Below are 20,583 nucleotides of genomic sequence, written 5' to 3' on the forward strand. Positions count from 1 at the left end.
GTGAAGCGCAATTCATCCATCACGTAGTGAATAAAGCCCTTCGGATTTTAGGTAAACAAGTGATAGTGCCTGATTGATCCCCGGGGATTTTGCACTTCGCCATGGCCCTTTGCTGTTGATACCACACGCCACCGCAACTTGATCATGCACGCCCAGTCTCATTAAGTTTCGTACCTTGGTGCGCGGCTTTCGCCACTGACGCCTGTAAGCCATTCCTACTCTGCGCCGGATCCAGTCCTACACAGCGTTGATATCCACTGGCGATTCCAAAGTAATTTATCCAGCCTCGAAGATATTGGCTGAGCTTAGAGAGTTGGTAATGCATCGATACGCCCCAGTTGCGGTTCGTTAATCATCGAACCTGTTGTTTAAACTTCATCAGGGTCTTCGGGTGCCATTGAATGCGGCCTGCCTTGAAGGTAAATCCACGGAATTTGCTTTCACTGGTTTTAACGACGTGGCTTTTGGTTGTATTAACAACCAGCTTCAAGCGGTGGCACAGGAATCTGCTGATACTGTTGAGCACGCGTTCACCCGAACGGCACGTCTTTACCAGTATGGTAAAATCGTCCGTGTACCGGGCAAATTTGTGACCCCGTTTCTCAAGCTCTTTGTCTAACGGGTCGAGCATGATGTTTACCAACAGCGGCGATAATGGCCCGCCCTGAGGAACACCGTCTCGACTCTCACCATATAACTGGTTATCGATTATCTTAGCTCGTAAGTAGCGTTTAATCAGTTTAAGTAATCGCTTATCCTTCACTTTGTAGCCAAGGTAGGTCATGAGTAAATCGTGATTAATGCGGTCAAAGAACTTAGACAGAACAACATCCTCGGCAAAACGGCGTCCCGTTTCTATAATGTTGTTTACCTGTTTCACGGCTTGTTGCCCATTTCGATTTGGCCTGAACCCAAAGCTATTATCTGAGAAGGTTGGGTCGAAAACAGGCGTAAGGATTTGGGCAATCGCTTGTTGGAACACACGATCAACGATAGTTGGGATCCCTAACTGACGTTTTCCGCCATCAGGTTTATCAATCTCAACGCGCTTCACAGATGAAGGTTGGTATTGGCCTGAGCGAAGCTCAATCATAATACGTTTCCAGTTTCCGGCGTTTGCCCAAGCGGGGAAGTCATCAACGGTCATGCCATCAATGCCAGCAGCCCCTTTGTTGGCTCGAACTTGTTTCCAGGCCGCCACAACATTCGAAGGCTTAAGGATCAGTTCGAGTAGATTTGCACTAAAGGCTGGCTGCTCATCAGTACGCTGAGTCACGTCACTACCGGACGGCATTCGTGTGTTCAAGTCTGACAAGGCTCCTCCTTTGTTATAAGTGTTCCGGCGGGCCGGCACCCGGATTCACCGTGTCCCAACCATTACGCTGGGCATTTGGCTACTATGCCGTCTGCTGACTTCTGCTCTATCACCGCCCCAGTTACCTGTGACAGCGCTATCGGTTTGCATCGAATTCGCTCGCAGTGGATGATGCCTTTCCTCTGCGCCAATGCACTTGTATACCAGAGCCTTACTGGTATTTACCGATCGCTCGCAGAGCAGATCTCTGGAAGGCCAGTCCCACCACAGATAAGAGCATGCACTATCTCTGCACTGCTGCATCATTTACGGTGGCCGTTAGATCACATGGTTTCGTTGTTTTGTGCCAACTCACCTTCAGCCTACGCCTCATATGATGTTTTTGTTCATCAGCTCGCAGATTTGCTAGCGGCTTCCTCCAGACTATCTCTCACGATTTAGCCCTTGCCATTCGCTAGTAGTTAGCGTTGAATAACAGTGTGTTAAACAACGGTGATCTTCCTACAGAGGACTTTCACCTCATTAGTTCATGCCCGTGCTAGGCGTACACAAGTAAATCCAGGTGACGCCTTACGACGCACCTGTTTTAGGCGTTAGCCTCACATAAATCGAAGAAGGAAAGAAATGCACACATCTAAAAAACCAATAGGACTTTGGTCTGCTGTTGCTATGGGTATTGGAGCAATGGTTGGTGCTGGCATTTTTGCACTATTAGGTGAAGCCAGCAGCATTTCAGGAAGTGCCGTTTACATCTCGTTTATTATCGGTGGGATTATTGCTTTATTTAGTGGTTACTCACTAGGTAAATTGGGTGCTCGATATCCCTCATCTGGCGGCATTATTGAGTATTTATCTCAAGCCTTTGGGGTGGGGACGTTTACAGGTAGCATGGGCGTTATGATGTATTTCGCCGCCGTAGTTTCAATCAGTCTCATCGCCAAAGCCTTTGGTAATTATGCCGCGACATTTTTTCCACTTAATGGTGAAAACAATTATTTACACCATGTTTTTTCAATCAGCATTGTATGTTTCTTTGTTCTTATCAACCTTAAAGGTGCAAAAGATGTAGCTGTTTGGGAAAGAGTTACGGTTGGTATAAAATTTATCGTTTTAGCTGTTTTATCTGTTGCAGGGATTATAGCCCTTAAACCTGAACTATTAGCTACACAGCATTATCCACCGGTATCTAATATATTTTTTAGTTTGGCTATTACTTTCTTTGCTTATGAAGGTTTCAGGGTTATCACCAATACTGCGGAGGATATGCCAAACCCCGCTAAAACATTACCACAAGCCATGGTTTTGTCGATTTTGCTTGTAATGCTTCTTTATGTTGCCATTGCTTTTGCGGTTTTTGGAAACCTACCAGTCGATAAAGTGATTGCTGCAAAAGACTTTGCTCTGGCACAAGCGGCAATGCCTGTATTTGGCCAGGTTGGATTCACTGTCGTCGCTATTACCGCTTTAGTTGCTACTGCATCAGCAATCAATGCTAATTTATATGCCGTTACCAATATTACTTATCAATTGGCCAAAGATGGTGAACTGCCATCTGAATTTGGTAAACCGATAGCCCATAGTCGTGAAGGGCTCGTTATTAGTGCTGTTTTCATTATCCTATCTTTACTATTATTTGACCTGTCAGAAATAGCAGCGATTGGATCAATATCTATTCTGTTTATTCATACGGTCACTCACATTGGCCATTTGAAACTAATTTCTGAGACAGGAGCGTCAAGACTACTTGTTGTATTAGCTGCATTGTTTAGCTCTGTGGCTATGCTGTTGGCATTGGACTATGTTTCAAAAAATTCTGATCACGTCATTGCTGTTCTTATTGGTTTTGTATCGGTTGCTGTGGCCACTGAAATAGTTCTACAAACAATGGCTAAAAGGAAAATCCGCCCTAGGATTTAATGAGCAACAAAAGGCTAACACACATGATCCACACGACGTTGTACTTGCGGGTCTGGGTAATAGCCCCGCATGGAGTGCGTCTGCCGCCGTAATAACTCCCGGATTGCGCGTTTTTCTTTTGGGTAAACATAAGCTAAGGGGAAATTACCTCCCCGAATGAGTTTCGCGATTTTATATGTATCAATTTTATCGTTCCTGGTTTTACCACCATGAATGGCCTTCATGTAAAGGGCATAGCCGAGTATGAAATCGATATTGTGATGTTCACAAAAGTCACTGAGCCAGTACCAGCAATGCATACATTCCGCACCTAAATGTTGCCGATATACGGGGAAAGCAGTTTGAAGAGTTCATCGGGTGAATCTTTTAACTTCTTATGAACCAGTACTTCGCCACGTTCATCAAGAATGCATAGATAGAGCATCCGTGCATGAAGATCGATTCCGCAGTAAAAAGGATATAAGTTCGTATAAAATTGCTTTGAGTCTTCTCCGTTTTGGGTTTGGTCGCCTTCCAACTTAGCCAATTTGGCTAAGCTGGGGAGAAGGCTCAATAAGTATCAAGCGGGTCAAGGTCGCTCCCTGCGGTCGCTAGGGCCGCCAAAAAGCGCTGGTCCCTTACCCTGATCGCTATGCGTCAAAAGGAAATTCATGTCAAAAGTAACATTGAAAGGCTTTATTTTAGTTCCTGAGTCGGATCTTGAATTAGTAAAAAGAGAGTTGGTAAACCATAAACGCCTTACTCTCGAAGAAACTGGCTGTATCACGTTTAGTGTCACTCAAAATTCGGAAAGTTCTCTTCGTTTCGACGTTTATGAAGAATTCGCGGATAAAGCGTCTTTTGAACAACATCAGAAAAGAGTGAAAGCTTCTCATTGGGGTAAAGTGACAGCTAATGTTGAACGTCACTATGAAATCTTGGAGTAAACGCATACAACCAATTCAAGCAAATTCGCAACGCGTGGCAGTTTTGGTTTGCAGTGAGTTTTGTGTTTAAGGTGCAATGCGGTAGCTTTATGCAGTGCGTTGCTCATTACTTAATCGGGGCGTTAGGTGCTTGGCGTAAATTTGAAGCTATTATGGAAGATATTGATAGCAATTATTTTAGAAATAGTGCTTCTTTATCCAATCACATCAATGTTTAGTACATGTGCTACGTTCCCATTAGAAGAGTTATTCTTTGCTTTATATTGGCCGGGGGCAAAGTGGTTACTCTATCATGGGTTCAATCATTTTTGGGCTACGTTCTTTGTTATAGCAATCCCAAATAATTTGTTTTTTTGCTTTTTTTATTTGTTTTTCTATAAGTTACAAAATAGTTTAAAAAAAGAATAATGCAGTACTTGTGTATAGAAGTCGCACCTAAAAAATCATGTCCCCCGTCAGGGCGAGCTGTTACACGAACAGGCCGTCGATATCGCAACATTGCAAACGGTCTGCGGGACAATTACGCGGAGACGTCGTTTTTAGCGGTGTATTTGTGACCCTAAATAGGGCGTTTGGCATTCAGGGAGGAAAGATGCATTCTGCCAGTAATAAATATCTTCTGTTTGCGGCACTAGGTTGTTTTGTAGCTGCACTTGCTCATCTGGGCTGTATTCTATTTGGAGGCGACTGGTATCGCTTTTTTGGGGCTGGTGAGCAGATGGCCCGGATGGCAGAGCAGGGGCATTGGTACCCAACAATAGTGACGTCTGCCATTGTCTTGGTACTTTTGATTTGGACGCTTTATGGGCTGTCGGGTGCCGGAACAATTAAACGCTTACCGTTAACAAAATTGGCGTTAGTTCTTATTGCCGGTATGTTTTTATTTCGTGGCGTTTTCTTTCTGAGGTTAATGCCTATGTTCCCGGAAAACAGTCTGACATTCTGGTTAATTAGTTCCGGTATATGTTTGTTTATAGGCGGCCTTTTTGCGGTAGGTGCCTGGCAGCAATGGTCAGCTTTAAGTGGTAAAGATACCTGACAAAGCGTTGAATATCGTTTGTTTTGTTCACGGGGACCTTAAATGCCAGGCGTTATTGGCAATTTAACTGCTGCGTTTTTTCGCGGAGACGTCAATGGACGAAAAAGATGAAAAGGCAAAGCGGATGTCAGAGAGTGAGGCAAAGCTTCTTTAAGTGGTGACTGCCCGGTGAAGATTCGGAAGAACTTAGAAAACTCAAAAAGTTTTCCTGGCTCACGGTGTATAAAACTGCGCTACTTGAGGTAGTTATTAACTAATAAGGGAGTATCAGCAAGCAGTGGAAATTATATTAGTGCGTCACGGTCGACCGCAAAGGGCCAACAATGTGCCACTGAATGCCGCGGGATTTGCCAACTGGGTGAAAAATTACAATCACTCAGAGGTTTCAGAGCAGAGTCTGCCCTGTAAGACTAGCCAGGCTAAGTATAAAGGTCATTACCTTGTCTCGAGTGATCTGCCTCGAGCGGTGCATAGCTGCTTAATCTTTTCCGGTTGTCAGCCACAGTATCAATCGACGTTATTTCGTGAAATGGATATTCCCCGCTATAAGCTGCCTTTTACACTACGGGCATGGAACTGGGTTTATCTTAACCGGGTGCTATGGACGCTGGGTAAAAAGGGGCGATTTGAGTCTTATGTTCAGGCCAGAAAGCGAGCACAGTTAGCCGCCATTGAGCTCATAGCTATTGCGCAGCAACACGGTAAAGTCATCGTATTTTCACATGGCTATTTAATACTCCATATAAGAAAACATCTCCGTCGATATGGGTTAACCCAAACGCAAAAATCCAACCGCTACTGGGGTGTTTCGGCATTCAGTAATTAACCGTAAGTTAAAAAACGGAATGAAGTAAAATGAATATCTGGAATACTAACCAACTGGCCGCAGACTTAGCCAATGAGGCGCTGAGTCAGAAGCAGAAAGCCCAATACTATATCGCCTGTTTCTATTTGCAGATAGCTGCCACGGTGTTACCGATGTATTTTCTGGGCTATTCGTATTATTTGAATATAGTGACCTTTGCCTCCTACGTTGCAACACTGGTGGTGTTTCATGTTGGGGCACTGAGCGTCTACAAGGCGTGTTCTGGTTATAAAAAAGCCGGGGTATTAGATACCATTGTGGTGTTAACGTTGCCGGTGAGTCTTAAAATTCAACTTATTTACTGGCTGGTTTATGCGTTGGTTGCATTGCTCTTTGCAGGTCAACAGTCAGGGGCCTATATTTGGTTGCTATACAGCTTTGCAGCGATGCCGGTAATGGTCTGGTGTCAGTTTTATTTTATTAAAAGGGCGGTTAATCAAAATTATGCTTAGTCAGTTTACGCGAAATATCACCGGTGATGTACAGCAAGAAATAGCGTTATCTGAATCTCACCAAGCAGCAGGCCGATTCAACGAGGCTTTTACACACCTTGAGAATGCCCATGTGTTAGGTCAGTCATCCACCTGGTGGCATATTCGGGTCCATTGGCTCATGTTACTGTGGGCTCTGCGACACAAGAACTTGCGCGAATGTATTGGTCAGCTTGTACGAATAATCGGCGCTGCCACAAAAACCGCGATTGGCCTGGTGCCTGTTGGCAATACGGGCGGTGCCAATATCAGTCCTTTTAAAACTCTGCCGTTAAAACCCGAACATCAGACGGCTATTCAGAAAGCGAAAAGCTGTAATGGCTTTACTCCCCGCGACAATTAAACTCATTCCCCGCGATACCTGTACACTGAATAGTCCGTTTTCCCCGACAGAAATAACCCAACGGCTACAACAACATACGGGGGCCTTTGGATTTGAGTTTAAAGGGCGGGCAGGCCAGTACGATGTTAAGCTAATGCGCAACATTGCTTAACAGAGCTCTTCCTTAGCGGTTATTGAAGGCAAAATTAAACCCGCCGCTAGTGGTTGTCATATTAATGTGACTATGCGACTGCATTTGCTGGTTAGCTTTTTTATGCTGCTCTGGTTTAGTTTTACCGGTATAGCCTGCTTCTTTTCATTATCAAACCTACACCGGTTCTCCTTACCTATGTGAATTCCTTTTGCAATGATGATTTTTGGTGTGGTAATGGTTGCCAGTGGTTTCTGGTATGAGGCCTGTAAGCAAAAAAAAGCGATTAACGGAAATACTCACGCAGGCGGCATGATCTTGTTCGAGAAGTTGTCTGTGTTCGGCTTCCCGCTTTTTAAGAGTGTTCTAGAACAAAAAGGGAGCTGTTAACAGCTCCCTTTGGCATATGTACTGCGTTGGTTAATGGAGCCGCTTTCTGCGGCGGCTGACTAACGCAATAATTAATCCACCGAGCCATACCAGAGACAGGCTGCCACCACCGCCACTGGGTCGATTTGTGACCGTAACCGTCACTGTTTCCGTAACGGTGTTTTGACCGTCGGTAGCGGTAACCGTAAAGCTTACTGAGGTACTATCGTCGGTATCCGGTGCGGTAGAGCTAAAGGTAGAGCCCTGAACGCCATTGATCATAAACACAATCTCATCATCTTCAGGGTCTGTTGCACTGGCTATGATGGTGATGGTTGAGCCTTCCTGCACGCTTGATGGTGCTGTAACGGTCAGTACCGGTGGCTGATTCGGGGTAACCGTAATGTCTACGGTAGCGGTGTCGGTAAAGCCATACTCATCGGTGGCCGTTACCTGCAAACGCAACGCGGTGTCAGCGTCAACTGAAGCGGGTGTTATCGTTACCACTTCGCCCGCCACATTAATTGCCGCTGCCGGACCGCTCAGCTGCTGAACACTCAGGCTTACATTGTCGCCATTGGCATCGGTAACCGAGATTGGCAATATTGACGCTTGTAATTCTGTCAGGCTAATGCTCGCCTGTTTACTGCCGTCGATCAGCAGTTCTGGAGCGGCGTGCATTTGCACTTCAGTATTCACTTCGCCAATTTCTTCCTGGGTACCTGGTATATTAGGTACCTGAGAGGTAACGGTCACTGGAAGTGAGCCAGTCAGCTCGGCATCAGTATCTACCTGCAGTCTAAAATCAAGGGTCGTTGGTCCGGTGGCTGTGGTGGCTGTTTGTGGTGTCAGACACAACACCGTACCCGACTGAATAAGCGATTCCACTTCGCCGTCAGGGCTATTGGCATTAGCAGAATTAAAGGCCAGGGTGGAGCCCAGTTTACCTTCCCGATTCTGCCAACCTACGGTGCCGGCTAAAGATTCCGTGCCGCTGCGTACATTCTGGTAGGCATAAATTACAGCAGGCTCGCCAGGGCCAGCATTGTGATTCAGGATAACCTGTATATCAGCGCCATAATCGCCAGATTGTAAGCCTTTCCATTCAACAACCGTCGTTGCACCATTATTAAGGGTCGCTACGGTAATCCCTGAGCCTGCGTCAGCACTAAAAGTCCAGTCACGCCACAGAGGCGCTAATACTGCACTGCCGTATGATTCATCGGCCAGCATTCGGTTGATAGCCGGGAAGGGAGTTACGGCAGCGGATGCAGGCGTAATAAAGCCCTTGGAAGACACCGCAATGCCATTCCATTGTTCGCCTAATACATTAACCGGTACCGGGAAGGCGGCCAGTAGCTCACCACCAGTGCTTTGCAGGGGCTGATAACCCAGCGCTGACAAGTCGATGTAACCACCATTGCTGTTGGTATCAACCCGGCAGTGACCGTCCGATACGGGTGTGGTAACCGAATAGCCGGATATACCAGCGGTTACGTTCTGGGTAATCGACCAGCTGATAGTATCGCCGTTTACGGCGCCACCATCGGTTACACTGCCAGCAACTACGCTGGTGCCATCGGGAATGGTCACGTCAATTTCGTAGTTGCGATCTTCGGTACTGGTATTGGTCAGCACATTTACCGTGTAATCCACTGTATCACCCGGCGACACGCGATCGCTGCCATCCACTGCCAGCTGTACGTCGTTTTCACCACGGATAATATCGACCGGGATAATGCCCAGGTTGTCCGGCGTTTGTGCACTGCTACCCAAAGCGACACTGGCGTAAAAGCGATCGCCCGGAATACTGTTGTCCAGCGACCATAATAAGCGCATGTCGAACGGCTCACGCAAAGCTACCGAAGTGGGGGCGTCTATGGTAAGAGAACCGTCGCTGCTGTTGCCTACTAAGGCATAGTCGAGGGTAAAGCTGTCTTGCTGCAGGGTGCTACCGGTAAAGTTGTGAACATAAATACGGTAGTTTCCTGCCAGTGGCGACTCAATACTAATGTACTCATTCCAGCTGTAACCGGCACTAATGGCAAGGAGCTCATCTTCGTCAAAAATGCCATCACTGTCATTGTCATAGGCAATATACAAATCCAGGTCCGGCGCACTCGATGCGGTGGTTTGTGCAACAAACCGTGGGGTACCTTCGTCGACCACCACATCCAGGGTATACACACCGTCATTCAGGTTGTCATAAAAGTCGCTGGGGTCACTGTCCTCGGCAACATTGCCCGACACCTTAGTGCCCATGGTCAGGCCCGTTACTTCATAGGCGAAATCGGTAATTTCGATAGCCAGCAGGTCTTCAAGGACCGCCGAATCAGCATCACGTCGACTGGTTCGCTCCACAAAGTTCGGGAAGTTACCGTTGGAAGCGACCACCGCAATGGGCATATGCTGGGGATTATCATCGTTACTATTAATGAGTACGTCACCATATACCCAGTCATTGTCGACCACGTTCCATGCACTGAGCGTAAACGTCACGGTTTGTGACTGACCTGCTGATAGCGTCATACTGGCAGGTTGGGCTTCAAGAACCAGGCCGCTATCCATATCATCCAGGCTGAATGTCCAGGTGCCATTACGGGTTGCGGTAAAAGTGCGCTGCCAGGTACATTCGATCAGGCAGTTGTTATCTACCAGAGCTGGTATATTAAGCGTTTTGGGCTCACCGCCAATGGTCGGATCTGCGGCCTCGTAATTGGCCTGGGTTTCTTCCATTACCAGGCCGGCATTGGCTGCGGCATCTATTTGAATACGGCCAGCGCCCATATCCAGCCAGTTGGCCTGGGCGGTAGTGCCATTTATACCAATATCGGTTTCGGCTGTCATCATCAGTGCCGAGCGGATGGCGTCAGCACTCCAGTCCGGGTGCAACTCGCGTAACAGCAGTGCTGCACCGGCAACGTGGGGCGATGCCATGGATGTGCCATCCAGATAGGCATAGTCTGCCGGGGCAGGGCCGGTGGTTTCATGACCATAATGCTCATCAGAATAGGCTGCGTAAATATCTACGCCTGGCGCACTTACCATAGGTAATAACGTGCTGAACTGTGTATTGGGACCGCGTGAAGAGAAGCTTGCTACCTTATCGGCAAGGGTACTGTCTACCGATCGAATGCCTGCTGTTGCCGTGATGGTCGCACGATGATTGCTGCCTGAAGCGAGCCAGGTTTTTAACCGGTCGCCATCCGCAGCGGCAATGTGGATCCCGGGAATAACATATACGTCGGGTACAACGTTTTCGGCGTCGCCTTCTACATTAGAAAGCACGTAACCACCTGCGCCACCCTGGGCTACGTTAATGGCTTTTTGAATGCGGGCAATATCGCCGCGATCACACACTACTATCTCACCATTAAAGGTGCCTGCCGGATAGGGTTCAAGGCACTGAGCAGGATCGCCGTTTGGATCGTTGGCGTTAGGGTAGTCGCCGGCATACACAATGTCTGCCGTGATAGCACCGGTATTACTTTGCCCGCTAATCGTTGCCGGAGCGCCGGAGCCGCCGGTAAAACTGCCAATGGATTTTGAAAGATCCAGGGTCCGGCCATGGGTGGTGGCCGCTACAGGGGTAAGCCAGGGTGATAGCTTATCGCTGGTCGAAGCGTCCGGGCCATCATTACCTGCCGAATGGGCCACAAAAATACCGGCATTATTTGCCGATAACCAGGCTTCGCTGAGGGTATTCCCCCACACTTCCTCACCACCGGAAATAGAATAATTAATCGCATCTACCACACCACTGGCGATTGCATCATCAATAGCCGTTACTGCCAGGCTAGCGTAACAGCCGTTGTATTCATCGTCGTTTTCGCCGGGTAAACAGACCTGGAACGAAATGATATTGGCGTGAGGCGCAATACCGCTAATTTGGTCAAAGGTAAATTCTCCGGCGTAGCCGTCACTTTCTTCCAGATCATACGCTAGTCCTACAGAGGGAACGTCATAAAGAATATTACCTGCTGCCGTACCCGCCACATGGGAGCCGTGACCGTTATAGTCTTCACCGTTACGGGGCAAGCCCGGAGGAAAAACGTCGGTATCGGCGTACTGATTGGTAATGAGTGGATAACTGTAAACACCTATCAGTTTATCGTTACATAACGTCGGATAACTGCCAGCACAGTCTCCCAGATAGTTGCCACTGCCGAGGGGGTTGGTATGGGTGTAACCATCACCGCCGGTGGCAGCAAAAGAGGGATGATCAGTATTGATACCGGTATCAAATATGGCCACCACCGTACCTTCGCCCTGCGCATTGGTACCTGCCAGTGTTGCCCCGGCCCAAACGCCGGTTGCGCCGGTCAGTTGAGGGCTGGTATCAGAGCTGAGTTTAAGTTTGCGATCGGCCTTTACCGACTTCACTCCACTCAGCGCTTTGACTTTTTCTGCTTGCGCTGGCGTCAACTGGAGCACCATACCGTTAATGGCAAACTGCAACTGGCGGGTGGCGCTAGCCTGACCAGTGATTTGGGCAATTTTACTCAGCACGGTTTGTTGTCGCTGCTGTAAATATTCACGGTAGGCCGAGACATGACTGGCTGAAGCATCCAGTTTACTGCGGTTAGCTTTGGCTACCCGCGATGTCTGCAAACTGGTTTTCGGATTAGTTGCCATGAAACCTTTTATGCCACCGTTATATTGGGCAACCGAAGGCTCATGCAACTGAATAATGTAAGTTTGTTTGCCATCAACCTGGGTTTTTATCTGATTTGTTGTCGGGTTGAGCCGATGAATGGGTTTATTGACCGATGTCGGCGCGATCTGCTGGGCGGCTGCAACAGAGGCATTAGCCAGTAAAATGGCACTAACAGCATGCGTGATCAACGATAATTGCTTCACATTAATACTCCATAGTGAAAAGAACGATGTCCTTGTTCTGTCGGGATTGTTTTTTATCACAGCCGCGCGGGATATGTAATGCCCGTTATCGTAAGTACGTGCCATGTCAGTAATTTGGACCGTTTTATCCTAAATAGTTCGTCTGAACTTAGCCTGAATTGCCCCGTTTTTTGAAGATTAAAATAGTCATCCCAATTTTGGGGATCCAGTTAGGATGATTAATTTAATAAAACGTAAACATATTGTTAATTCGGCAGGACGCTCCTGCTTAGGTTGCACTAGAGTGTACATAACCAATAAGGCGTTTTAGAGGAACCCTATGAACGACAGAAATCACCTCGGCAATGTGTCGATGACACATGATGTCAGGATAATAGAAAATGGGTTACTGGATATTCCGATGCTGGCCATTCTGGATGCAAACGGTACGGTTTATCCTCAAGCCAAAGAGCCAGAAATGAATCAGCAACTGGCCATTAAAATGTACCACACCATGCTGTATACCCGTATGTTGGATGAGCGCATGGTCGCCGCTCAGCGTCAGGGCCGGATCAGTTTCTATCTGGCCAGCACCGGTGAGGAAGCCGCAGTGGTGGGCAGTGCCGCAGCGCTATCGGCGGATGATATGATCATGAGTCAGTATCGTGAGCAGGGAGCCCTGGCATTTCGCGGATATACCTCTGCACAATTTATGAATCAGATGTTTTCCAATCACCTTGACCCCAATAAAGGGCGTCAGATGCCTATCCACTATGGTGATAAAGCCCTTAATTTTATGACTATTTCATCGCCGCTGGGAACGCAAATCCCACAGGCAGCTGGTTATGCTTACGGTCAGAAACTGGCCGGTAATGATGCGCTGACTATTTGTTACTTCGGCGAGGGCGCAGCCTCTGAAGGTGATTTCCATGCCGGCCTTAATATGGCAGCAGTGCTTAATTGCCCGGTGATCTTTTTCTGCCGTAATAATGGTTATGCTATTTCCACCCCGGCGGAGGAGCAGTTTGCCGGTGACGGTATAGCCTCACGGGGTATTGGTTATGGTGTGCGAACAATTCGGGTAGACGGTAATGATCCACTTGCTGTCTATAGTGCCACAATGAAAGCCCGTGAATTGGCTTTATCAGCCTCCCAACCGGTATTGATTGAGGCCATGACCTACCGTTTGGCTGCGCATTCTACTTCCGACGACCCGAGCGGTTACCGCTCGAAAAAAGAAGAAGAAAAGTGGCGCCTGAAGGATCCATTAGAGCGCTTCAAAGTGTGGTTAATGTCTAAAGGCTGGCTGAAGGAAGACGACACCGAAAACTACCTCAAAGAGGTGCGAAGCGACATTCTGCAGGCACTTAAAACGGCCGAAAAAGTCCCGGTTAATCCGATAAGCGATATTGTCGAAGACGTATACAGCGAAGTGCCATGGCACCTTAAAGCACAACGGGAAGCATTACTGGAGCACATCAAGCGCTACCCGGATAAATATCCTAAAACATCGGGCGAGGTAGGAAAGTAATGGCAAAGTTAAATTTACTTCAGGCAATTAATCAGGCCCTGATCACTGCCATGACCGAAGACGACAAAGTCGTGGTGTTTGGTGAAGACGTAGGCCATTTTGGGGGCGTGTTCCGGGCCACCAGTCATTTACAGGAAAAATTTGGTAAAGCCCGCTGTTTTAACACGCCGCTTACTGAACAGGGTATTATTGGTTTTGCCAACGGCCTTGCGGCCCAGGGAAGTGTGCCGGTGGCCGAGATCCAGTTTGGTGACTATATCTTTCCGGCTTTTGACCAGATAGTGAATGAAACGGCTAAGTTTCGCTATCGCTCTGGTGGTCAGTTCTCGTGTGGCTCACTCACCATCAGAACCCCTTACGGTGGAGGTATAGCGGGCGGCCATTATCATTCGCAGTCACCGGAAGCGTTTTTCAGTCATGTCCCTGGCCTTAAGGTGGTTGTGCCGCGCGATCCCTACCAGGCCAAGGGTTTGCTACTGGGGGCTATCCGCGATGACAACCCGGTGTTATTTATGGAACCCAAACGCCTTTACCGCGCCTCGGTGTGCGAGGTGCCGGAGGAAGATTATTCCATTGGCCCAGGCAAAGCCGAGGTGATTCAGGAAGGTAACGATATTACCTTGCTGGCCTGGGGCGCACAGGTAGAGATTATCCAAAAAGCTGCAGCCATGGCGCTGGATGACGGGGTATCCTGCGAAATCATTGATTTACGAAGTATTTTACCCTGGGATGCGCAAACCGTCGCGGAGTCTGTGATGAAAACCGGCCGCTTGCTAATTAACCATGAAGCGCCGGTAACGTCTGGATTTGGTAGCGAGATTGCCGCGCATATTCAGGAGCAGTGCTTCTTATATCTGGAGGCACCCATTACCCGGGTTTGCGGCCTCGATACGCCGTATCCGCTGGCGCACGAAAAAGAATACATGCCAGATGAATACAAGACTTACGAAGCCCTTAAACGCATGCTGAACTACTGAGGTAAATATGACAGATTTTATTTTGCCTGATATTGGCGAAGGCGTTGTCGAGTGTGAATTACTCGAGTGGCTTGTCAGTGAGGGTGATACGGTTGAAGAAGATCAACCGGTAGCAGAGGTGATGACCGATAAGGCCACCGTACAAATACCTGCCATTGATAGCGGCGTTATTACGCGGCTGTATTACAAGCCTGGTGATATAGCAAAAGTGCACGCGCCTTTATTTGAACTGAAACCTGCAGGAGCAGGAAGCACAGTTTCTTCGCAGCAAGAAGCGGAATCACCTCAATCACCAGAAAAAGCGGTTGAGATGCACTCGTCCGGTACAGCGGATAGCGCAGTAGAAACCTTTATTCTGCCGGACATTGGTGAAGGAATTGTCGAATGTGAAATCGTAAAATGGCACATTGATGCCGGGGATTTTGTCGCCGAAGATGATGTGGTTGTTGAAGTGATGACCGACAAAGCGGTGGTGGAAATTCCCGCTAAGCATGCCGGTACCCTGGTGAAGCGTTATCACGAAGTAGGGCAGATTGCCAAAGTGCATGAGCCTTTATTCGATTTATCGGTAGAGCAGGAGGGTGCAAGCGTATCTTCAGGCGCAACTACAGCCAGTTATCAAACAGCCGTGCAGGCATCCAAAACTGTGCCCACTGGTTTTCAGGAAGGCAGTGTTGAGCCACCCAGGGTTATTGAGGGGAAGGTCCCGGCCAGTCCGGCAGTCCGCCGCCTGGCAAAAGAGCACAATCTGGTGTTGAAGGACATTACCCCAACAGGTAAAAAAGGCCGGGTGCTCAAACAGGATGTACTCAATGCGCTGCAACAAGATCATCAGGGTACGCCGCCGCAAACGGCACACGGCGCAGCCATCCCGGCTGCGGTTGAACAGGCAAGCCGGACTGTACCATTAACCCCGGTGCAAAAAGCCATGGCGAAACAGATGGTTCGCTCGGTGAGTACGATCCCGCACTTTACTGTGTCGGATGATCTGGTGATGGATCCGCTTATTGAGCTAAAAGCATCATTAAGGGCACAATTTGCCGATGCTGATATTAAGCTGACTTTTATGCCGTTTTTCATCAAGGCGCTGTCATTATGCTTAACTGAGTATCCGCAGTTTAATGCCCGGTTGAGTGAGCATGGCAACGCCATGACCTACTTTGATGATCATAATATTGGTTTTGCGGTAGACAGTAATGCCGGTTTGCTGGTGCCAAACATTAAACAGGTCCAGAACCTGAGTGTGCTTGAAATTGCTGAGGCCATGCAGCGCATTGTTGTCGATGCCAAGCAGGGTAAGGTCAGCGGTAATGATTTGAAAGGCGGGACCATTAGCATTTCCAATGTGGGTGTACTGGGTGGTACTACGGCCACGCCGATTATCAATTATCCTGAACTGGCCATTGTGGCGCTGGGTAAAATTCAGCAGTTGCCGCGTTTTGATGCACAGCAACAGGTCATCAGTCAGTCTGTAATGCAGGTAAGCTGGTCCGCCGACCACCGGGTTATAGATGGTGCCACCATGGTGAGATTTAATAATTTATGGCTGGATTATCTGACCAATCCGCTCAAAATGTTAAGCAAACTACGTTAACCCTTTACGGCACTGGTATCTTGCTGCACCGGGCGATAAACTTGCGCGATTCGCGCAAGTTTCGCCTGTATCTGCGGTCAGCAGATCCTGATAACAGGTTTCAAGAGAGAGCACTATTTTGCTGAGTTACCAACACGGTTATCACGCCGGTAATCATGCCGACATCCTTAAACACCTCTGCTGGCAGGCGGTCATTAATCGTCTGAAGCAAAAAAACAAGCCGTTTAATCTGATTGATACTCATGGCGGCTCGGGCTGTTACAGCCTCGACTCTGAGCAGGCCAATAAAACCGGTGAGTATAAAGACGGTGTTGTTAAGCTGGATCAGTTCTCGCCGCAGGATCCGCTGTTAATCGAATATCTGGCGGCGCTGGCGCTGTACCGCAATAACAATGAGTACCCGGGGTCACCGGTTCTGGCAGCGGATTTACTGCGAACCAACGACGCATTGCACGTAATGGAATTACACCCAGGTGAATTTGCTAACTTGAAAGGGGTGTTAAAACGTCATAAAGGGCAGGGGCAGATCCACAGTCACTTTCGCGACGGCCTGGAGGGTCTGGTTGCATTGTCGCCGCCGAAGCCCAATCGTGGTGCGGTGCTCATCGATCCCCCTTATGAGTCACGCGGCGAATATCAAGCGGTGATAGACGCGGTAAAAGTGTGTTTAAAACGCTGGCCCCAAGCGCAAATACTCATTTGGTATCCGTTGTTGTCGGCTCGGGCTGGCGATAAGCAAGGTGAATCAGAAGCAATGTGCCAAACCCTGTCCCGGCTTGATCACAATGTGCTGCAGGTAGAACTGTTGGCGCAGGATAAAGACGCCGATACCGGTATGTATGGCTCTGGCGTGTGCTTTATTAATCCCGCCTGGCAAATCGACACGATATTAACCAACAGCCTGACTGAGCTATGCCCGCGTTTAGGCACGCAATGCCAGCACAATGTGGTGTGGCTTAATCATACCGAGTCATGACCAGAAAAGGCATCCGTCACTTTTATATACCTGAAGAGCAGTCGGTGTATCTGCTCTCTCATGCGGATGCCAAAAAGCTTAAAGACTGGATTGCGCTGTGTATTGCACAGCTCGAAAGTCTGGGGTTTACCGATATCAGCCTGATTGGCAAAGGTGCATACGGCTTTGCTTTTGGCGGGCGTGATCAGGTCGGTGAAGAGCTGGTGTTCAAGTTTACCCGCATTACACTGCCGGTGAGCATTCAGGACCGTCTTGAGGAAGAGGCTTTTATGCAGGGGCTGCTAAACCATCCTCATATCCCGGCAGTGAAAGAGTTTTACCAAAGGGGCAGGCAATCCATCCTGATGATGGCGCGGGCGCCGGGAGTCGACCTTGAGCAATACAGTTTACGGGAAGGGCCTGTCGGGCCGCGACTCATTGTGAAAATGGCCGTGCAGCTGGGGAAAATCCTGCTGTATTTACGCCAGTTTCAGCTGGACGGCGGACACCGGCCTATTGTTCACGGCGACATTAAACCTTCTAACCTGGTCTGGGATGAAGACAACGAACGACTCAGCCTGATTGACTGGGGCTCCAGTGTCTATGCCCAACTTGATGAGCAACTTCAGCCGGTGCAAAATAATGTACTGGATCTAATGTCGGGTGATATCCAGCAAACCAATGCCCGTCTCGGTGATATCTATTTTATCGGTGATGCGCAGCTCAATGGCGAACGCTCTAGCCCGCGTTTCGACGAGCAGGGGCTGGCTGGCACGCTGTATGCCCTGGCATCTGGGCAGTCGGCCCGCTTTGCCCATCAGGTAATCCCGCCATCCTCGCTGGGGTTACCGAAAATTTTGTCAGACATCCTTACCTATATGCTCAGCGACAGTATAACAGCACAGCACAGCGGCGGGGATTACTTACTGTCGCACCTTAAATTGCTGGAAAACCTGGTGTTTGCCAATGATACCGCAGAACACTACGAATCTTTGTTACCGGTTTGGGTGGCTAAAGAGCGAAAGAATATTGAATCGGTGGTATACAGTTCCCGAAAATCGTTTCTGCGTCAGCAGAACGATCTAAGTGAGCAGCAGTCTGATGAGCTTAGCCAGTTAAACTATTTAAATGACGCGCAGTTTGAGCGTTATTATAAAAATTACCTGGATGGCATGGGGGCTACCGAAAAAGGCTTTTTAGCTGCGGTCAGTCGCCTGGCTCGTTATCCGGTGGTAGGCGGCCTGGTCATTCACTGGCAGCCTGAAGGCGTGTACATCGACTCAAGCCTGAACTTGCAGGATCCTGGTAAGGAGCAGGCCTTCAAGCATGCTGTGAATACCGTTGTCACGCTGGCCCGCGCTATTCATCGCCAGGGTGTATTCAAGTGTTGTTTATTTGATGCCAAAAACACCCTGCATATTGAACGGGCGCATATTACGTCGCCGTTCGTGGCTGGTGCGGCTACCGTCATCCCCTATGAAAAATCCAGTGTGTCACTGAGTACGTCAGAAAGCCGGGTACATTCTTACTTCGAAGATGGTGACGACCCGGATGAATTTCTCGCATTGCCGTCACAAATCATGCAGGCCATTAAAGCGCTAAATAGTATTCATCATACTGGCTGTATCATTTTTGAGGCGCTTGAGAAACACTTAAAAATTCATAGTTACTATCGTTTGCTTGATCATACGAAGGAAAATGAGTTTAATGCGTTACTGAAAGAAATCATTGATTCACTGCCACTACTAACAGGTGAAGGCACCTGTGGTTTTATGAAGTTACCTTACAAAGACACGCGTTTTTTTGAGCACCGGGCAAAGTGTGCCGACAAGTTTTATCCTCGCAATCCCCGAACGCGGTAGTCAGTCTTGTTGGTCAGTGAACATACCTGTTTATCTATTTGGAGTTACTCTTGGAACAGCAAAACGAAGTTAAAGTTGCCTCTTTACTGGAATTAGAAACCCTGGAAAAGGGACTTTATCGTGGCCAGAGCTGGGATCTGGGCTTTCGAGCTTTATTTGGTGGTCAGGTGCTAGGTCAGGCATTAAAGGCGGCCTGGGAAAGCGTGCCGGAGGGCCGTGTAGCACACTCTTTTCACAGCTACTTCCTGTTACCCGGTGATGCAAAGCAGCCGGTGGTTTACGACGTTGAAATTGTTCGTGACGGCAAGAGCTTTTCTGCCCGACGGGTCAAAGCCATACAGAATGGCCGTAATATCTTTTATATGACAGCTTCGTTTCAACAACCGGAAGAGGGCATGCAGCATCAGTATGCGGATATGCCTGATGTGCCCGCACCCGAAGAGATTGAGCCTGATATCAGAATGTACGAGCGCAACTACGACAATATCGGCCGTAGAATGCGCGAAGCGCTGAGCTACCATCGCCCCATTGATATTCGTACCGTCGACGCAGTGCGTTCATTTACGTCTAAGAATGATAAGCCTGAGCGTTATACCTGGTTACGGGCAAATGAAACCCTTGGCGACTCTCAGGCCATGCATCAGGCGGTTCTCGCTTATGCCAGTGACTACCATTTCTTAAGTACTTCCCTGCAGCCGCTCGGGGTACAAATTACCGACCGTAACCTGGCCATTGCCACTATCGACCACGCCATGTGGTTCCATCGCCCGATTAACATGAATGAATGGTTACTGTATGTCATGGAAAGTCCGGCCAGTGGCGGTGCCAGAGGTTTGGTAAGAGGACAGTTGTTTAACCAACAGGGCGAGCTGGTGGCGTCAACCATGCAGGAAGGTCTGATGCGGATCACCGACTGATCCCGCGATCTCGCGGCGTACTCTTACGAGAAAATGAACTGCTGGCGGTATTGGCGCTGGCAGTGCTGCGCCGGTAAACTTTTTTGTCGCCCATAAAAAATGCCCAGAACTTAAAAAGCTCCGGGCCTAGGGGAATGGCTCATTGCTGAGCCGTGCGCTAACTTTTACAAAGGGAGAAGTGAACAAATCGTCTTTGTAGATTTTTAATCATAGCTCAAAATCGTTCAATATATAAACAATTTTTTTGTTCTGTCCCATTTTTAATCGATTATAGATACTAACCAGCTAGTTACGCCAGTAATTGACAACATAATTAACAACGAATGAACAATATATAACCAGTTTGTACATTATATATCCACAGGTAATGCGTATTAAAATTGTTGTATATACTTTCGTGTATTAAATGTAGGCTCCCCTATTCACTGTGTGAATAATGATAATCAGCTAATCACCCGAATCTGCGATTGTGGTTTGGTGACCGAATTGCCAGAATAACGTCCACAGGTTTAC

Annotated in this window: 13 protein-coding genes and 2 pseudogenes; 12 read left to right on the forward strand and 3 right to left on the reverse strand. The window is 48.3% G+C overall.

The window, feature by feature from the left end; all coding sequences use genetic code 11:
* Nucleotides 1–12: 12 nt before the first annotated feature.
* Nucleotides 13–1,315, reverse strand: a pseudogene (ltrA, locus tag AC2T0J_RS18265) (group II intron reverse transcriptase/maturase).
* Nucleotides 1,316–1,939: 624 nt separating this feature from the next.
* Between ltrA and AC2T0J_RS18270 the strand changes: the two are divergent.
* Nucleotides 1,940–3,232 (forward strand): APC family permease, encoded by a 1,293-nt coding sequence (locus tag AC2T0J_RS18270; RefSeq protein WP_489807184.1) that lies wholly within the window; start codon nucleotides 1,940–1,942, stop codon nucleotides 3,230–3,232.
* A gap of 65 nt (nucleotides 3,233–3,297) precedes the next feature.
* On the opposite strand, the pseudogene AC2T0J_RS18275 reads toward AC2T0J_RS18270, so the two are convergent.
* Nucleotides 3,298–3,656, reverse strand: a pseudogene (locus tag AC2T0J_RS18275) (IS110 family transposase); the annotation flags it as partial.
* 226 nt (nucleotides 3,657–3,882) lie between these two features.
* Between AC2T0J_RS18275 and AC2T0J_RS18280 the strand changes: the two are divergent.
* The 5 genes from AC2T0J_RS18280 (at nucleotide 3,883) to AC2T0J_RS18300 (ending at nucleotide 6,896) form a co-directional block, all read left to right on the forward strand.
* On the forward strand, nucleotides 3,883–4,158 hold the full coding sequence (locus AC2T0J_RS18280; protein WP_489807185.1) for a putative quinol monooxygenase: 276 nt from the start codon (nucleotides 3,883–3,885) through the stop codon (nucleotides 4,156–4,158).
* 592 nt (nucleotides 4,159–4,750) lie between these two features.
* Nucleotides 4,751–5,197, forward strand: a complete 447-nt coding sequence (locus AC2T0J_RS18285; protein ID WP_489807186.1) for a hypothetical protein — start codon at nucleotides 4,751–4,753, stop codon at nucleotides 5,195–5,197.
* Nucleotides 5,198–5,474: 277 nt separating this feature from the next.
* Nucleotides 5,475–6,023 carry a histidine phosphatase family protein gene (locus AC2T0J_RS18290; protein WP_489807187.1) on the forward strand — a complete coding sequence of 183 codons (549 nt, stop codon included), beginning with the start codon at nucleotides 5,475–5,477 and terminating at the stop codon, nucleotides 6,021–6,023.
* A gap of 29 nt (nucleotides 6,024–6,052) precedes the next feature.
* On the forward strand, nucleotides 6,053–6,514 hold the full coding sequence (locus AC2T0J_RS18295; protein WP_489807188.1) for a hypothetical protein: 462 nt from the start codon (nucleotides 6,053–6,055) through the stop codon (nucleotides 6,512–6,514).
* Nucleotides 6,507–6,896, forward strand: coding sequence for a DUF3703 domain-containing protein (locus tag AC2T0J_RS18300; protein WP_489807189.1), 390 nt, complete (start codon nucleotides 6,507–6,509; stop codon nucleotides 6,894–6,896). Before AC2T0J_RS18295 ends, AC2T0J_RS18300 begins: the two co-directional genes overlap by 8 nt.
* 550 nt (nucleotides 6,897–7,446) lie before the next feature.
* On the opposite strand, the gene AC2T0J_RS18305 is transcribed toward AC2T0J_RS18300, so the two are convergent.
* Nucleotides 7,447–12,255 carry a S8 family serine peptidase gene (locus tag AC2T0J_RS18305; protein ID WP_489807190.1) on the reverse strand — a complete coding sequence of 1,603 codons (4,809 nt, stop codon included), beginning with the start codon at nucleotides 12,253–12,255 and terminating at the stop codon, nucleotides 7,447–7,449.
* A 319-nt stretch (nucleotides 12,256–12,574) separates the two neighbouring features.
* On the opposite strand from AC2T0J_RS18305, the gene AC2T0J_RS18310 reads away from it, so the two are divergent.
* From AC2T0J_RS18310 to AC2T0J_RS18335, 6 genes are all read left to right on the forward strand, one after another.
* The gene (locus AC2T0J_RS18310; RefSeq protein ID WP_489807191.1) at nucleotides 12,575–13,765 is read left to right on the forward strand and encodes a thiamine pyrophosphate-dependent dehydrogenase E1 component subunit alpha; all 1,191 of its coding nucleotides are present in this window, start codon (nucleotides 12,575–12,577) and stop codon (nucleotides 13,763–13,765) included.
* Nucleotides 13,765–14,742 (forward strand): alpha-ketoacid dehydrogenase subunit beta, encoded by a 978-nt coding sequence (locus AC2T0J_RS18315; protein WP_489807192.1) that lies wholly within the window; start codon nucleotides 13,765–13,767, stop codon nucleotides 14,740–14,742. Before AC2T0J_RS18310 ends, AC2T0J_RS18315 begins: the two co-directional genes overlap by 1 nt.
* A 7-nt stretch (nucleotides 14,743–14,749) precedes the next feature.
* The gene (locus AC2T0J_RS18320; protein WP_489807193.1) at nucleotides 14,750–16,336 is read left to right on the forward strand and encodes a dihydrolipoyllysine-residue acetyltransferase; all 1,587 of its coding nucleotides are present in this window, start codon (nucleotides 14,750–14,752) and stop codon (nucleotides 16,334–16,336) included.
* Nucleotides 16,337–16,454: 118 nt separating this feature from the next.
* A complete protein-coding gene (locus tag AC2T0J_RS18325) occupies nucleotides 16,455–17,312 on the forward strand; it encodes a 23S rRNA (adenine(2030)-N(6))-methyltransferase RlmJ (protein WP_489807194.1) in 858 nt (285 codons plus the stop codon).
* Nucleotides 17,309–19,153 carry a protein kinase domain-containing protein gene (locus AC2T0J_RS18330; RefSeq protein ID WP_489807195.1) on the forward strand — a complete coding sequence of 615 codons (1,845 nt, stop codon included), beginning with the start codon at nucleotides 17,309–17,311 and terminating at the stop codon, nucleotides 19,151–19,153. The genes AC2T0J_RS18325 and AC2T0J_RS18330 overlap by 4 nt, the downstream gene beginning before the upstream one ends.
* A 50-nt stretch (nucleotides 19,154–19,203) precedes the next feature.
* The gene (locus AC2T0J_RS18335; protein WP_489807196.1) at nucleotides 19,204–20,070 is read left to right on the forward strand and encodes an acyl-CoA thioesterase domain-containing protein; all 867 of its coding nucleotides are present in this window, start codon (nucleotides 19,204–19,206) and stop codon (nucleotides 20,068–20,070) included.
* The last annotated feature ends 513 nt before the right edge of the window (nucleotides 20,071–20,583 follow it).

Source organism: Alteromonas sp. ISO5 (assembly GCF_058105165.1).

Excerpts from the sequence above, each read along its gene's own strand:
- AC2T0J_RS18310 (WP_489807191.1), top strand. The coding sequence starts at position 12,575 with ATGAACGACAGAAATCACCTCGGCAATGTGTCGATGACACATGATGTC.
- AC2T0J_RS18270 (WP_489807184.1), top strand. The coding sequence starts at position 1,940 with ATGCACACATCTAAAAAACCAATAGGACTTTGGTCTGCTGTTGCTATG.
- AC2T0J_RS18295 (WP_489807188.1), top strand. The coding sequence starts at position 6,053 with ATGAATATCTGGAATACTAACCAACTGGCCGCAGACTTAGCCAATGAG.
- AC2T0J_RS18320 (WP_489807193.1), top strand. The coding sequence starts at position 14,750 with ATGACAGATTTTATTTTGCCTGATATTGGCGAAGGCGTTGTCGAGTGT.
- AC2T0J_RS18280 (WP_489807185.1), top strand. The coding sequence starts at position 3,883 with ATGTCAAAAGTAACATTGAAAGGCTTTATTTTAGTTCCTGAGTCGGAT.
- AC2T0J_RS18330 (WP_489807195.1), top strand. The coding sequence starts at position 17,309 with ATGACCAGAAAAGGCATCCGTCACTTTTATATACCTGAAGAGCAGTCG.
- AC2T0J_RS18300 (WP_489807189.1), top strand. The coding sequence starts at position 6,507 with ATGCTTAGTCAGTTTACGCGAAATATCACCGGTGATGTACAGCAAGAA.
- AC2T0J_RS18285 (WP_489807186.1), top strand. The coding sequence starts at position 4,751 with ATGCATTCTGCCAGTAATAAATATCTTCTGTTTGCGGCACTAGGTTGT.
- AC2T0J_RS18315 (WP_489807192.1), top strand. The coding sequence starts at position 13,765 with ATGGCAAAGTTAAATTTACTTCAGGCAATTAATCAGGCCCTGATCACT.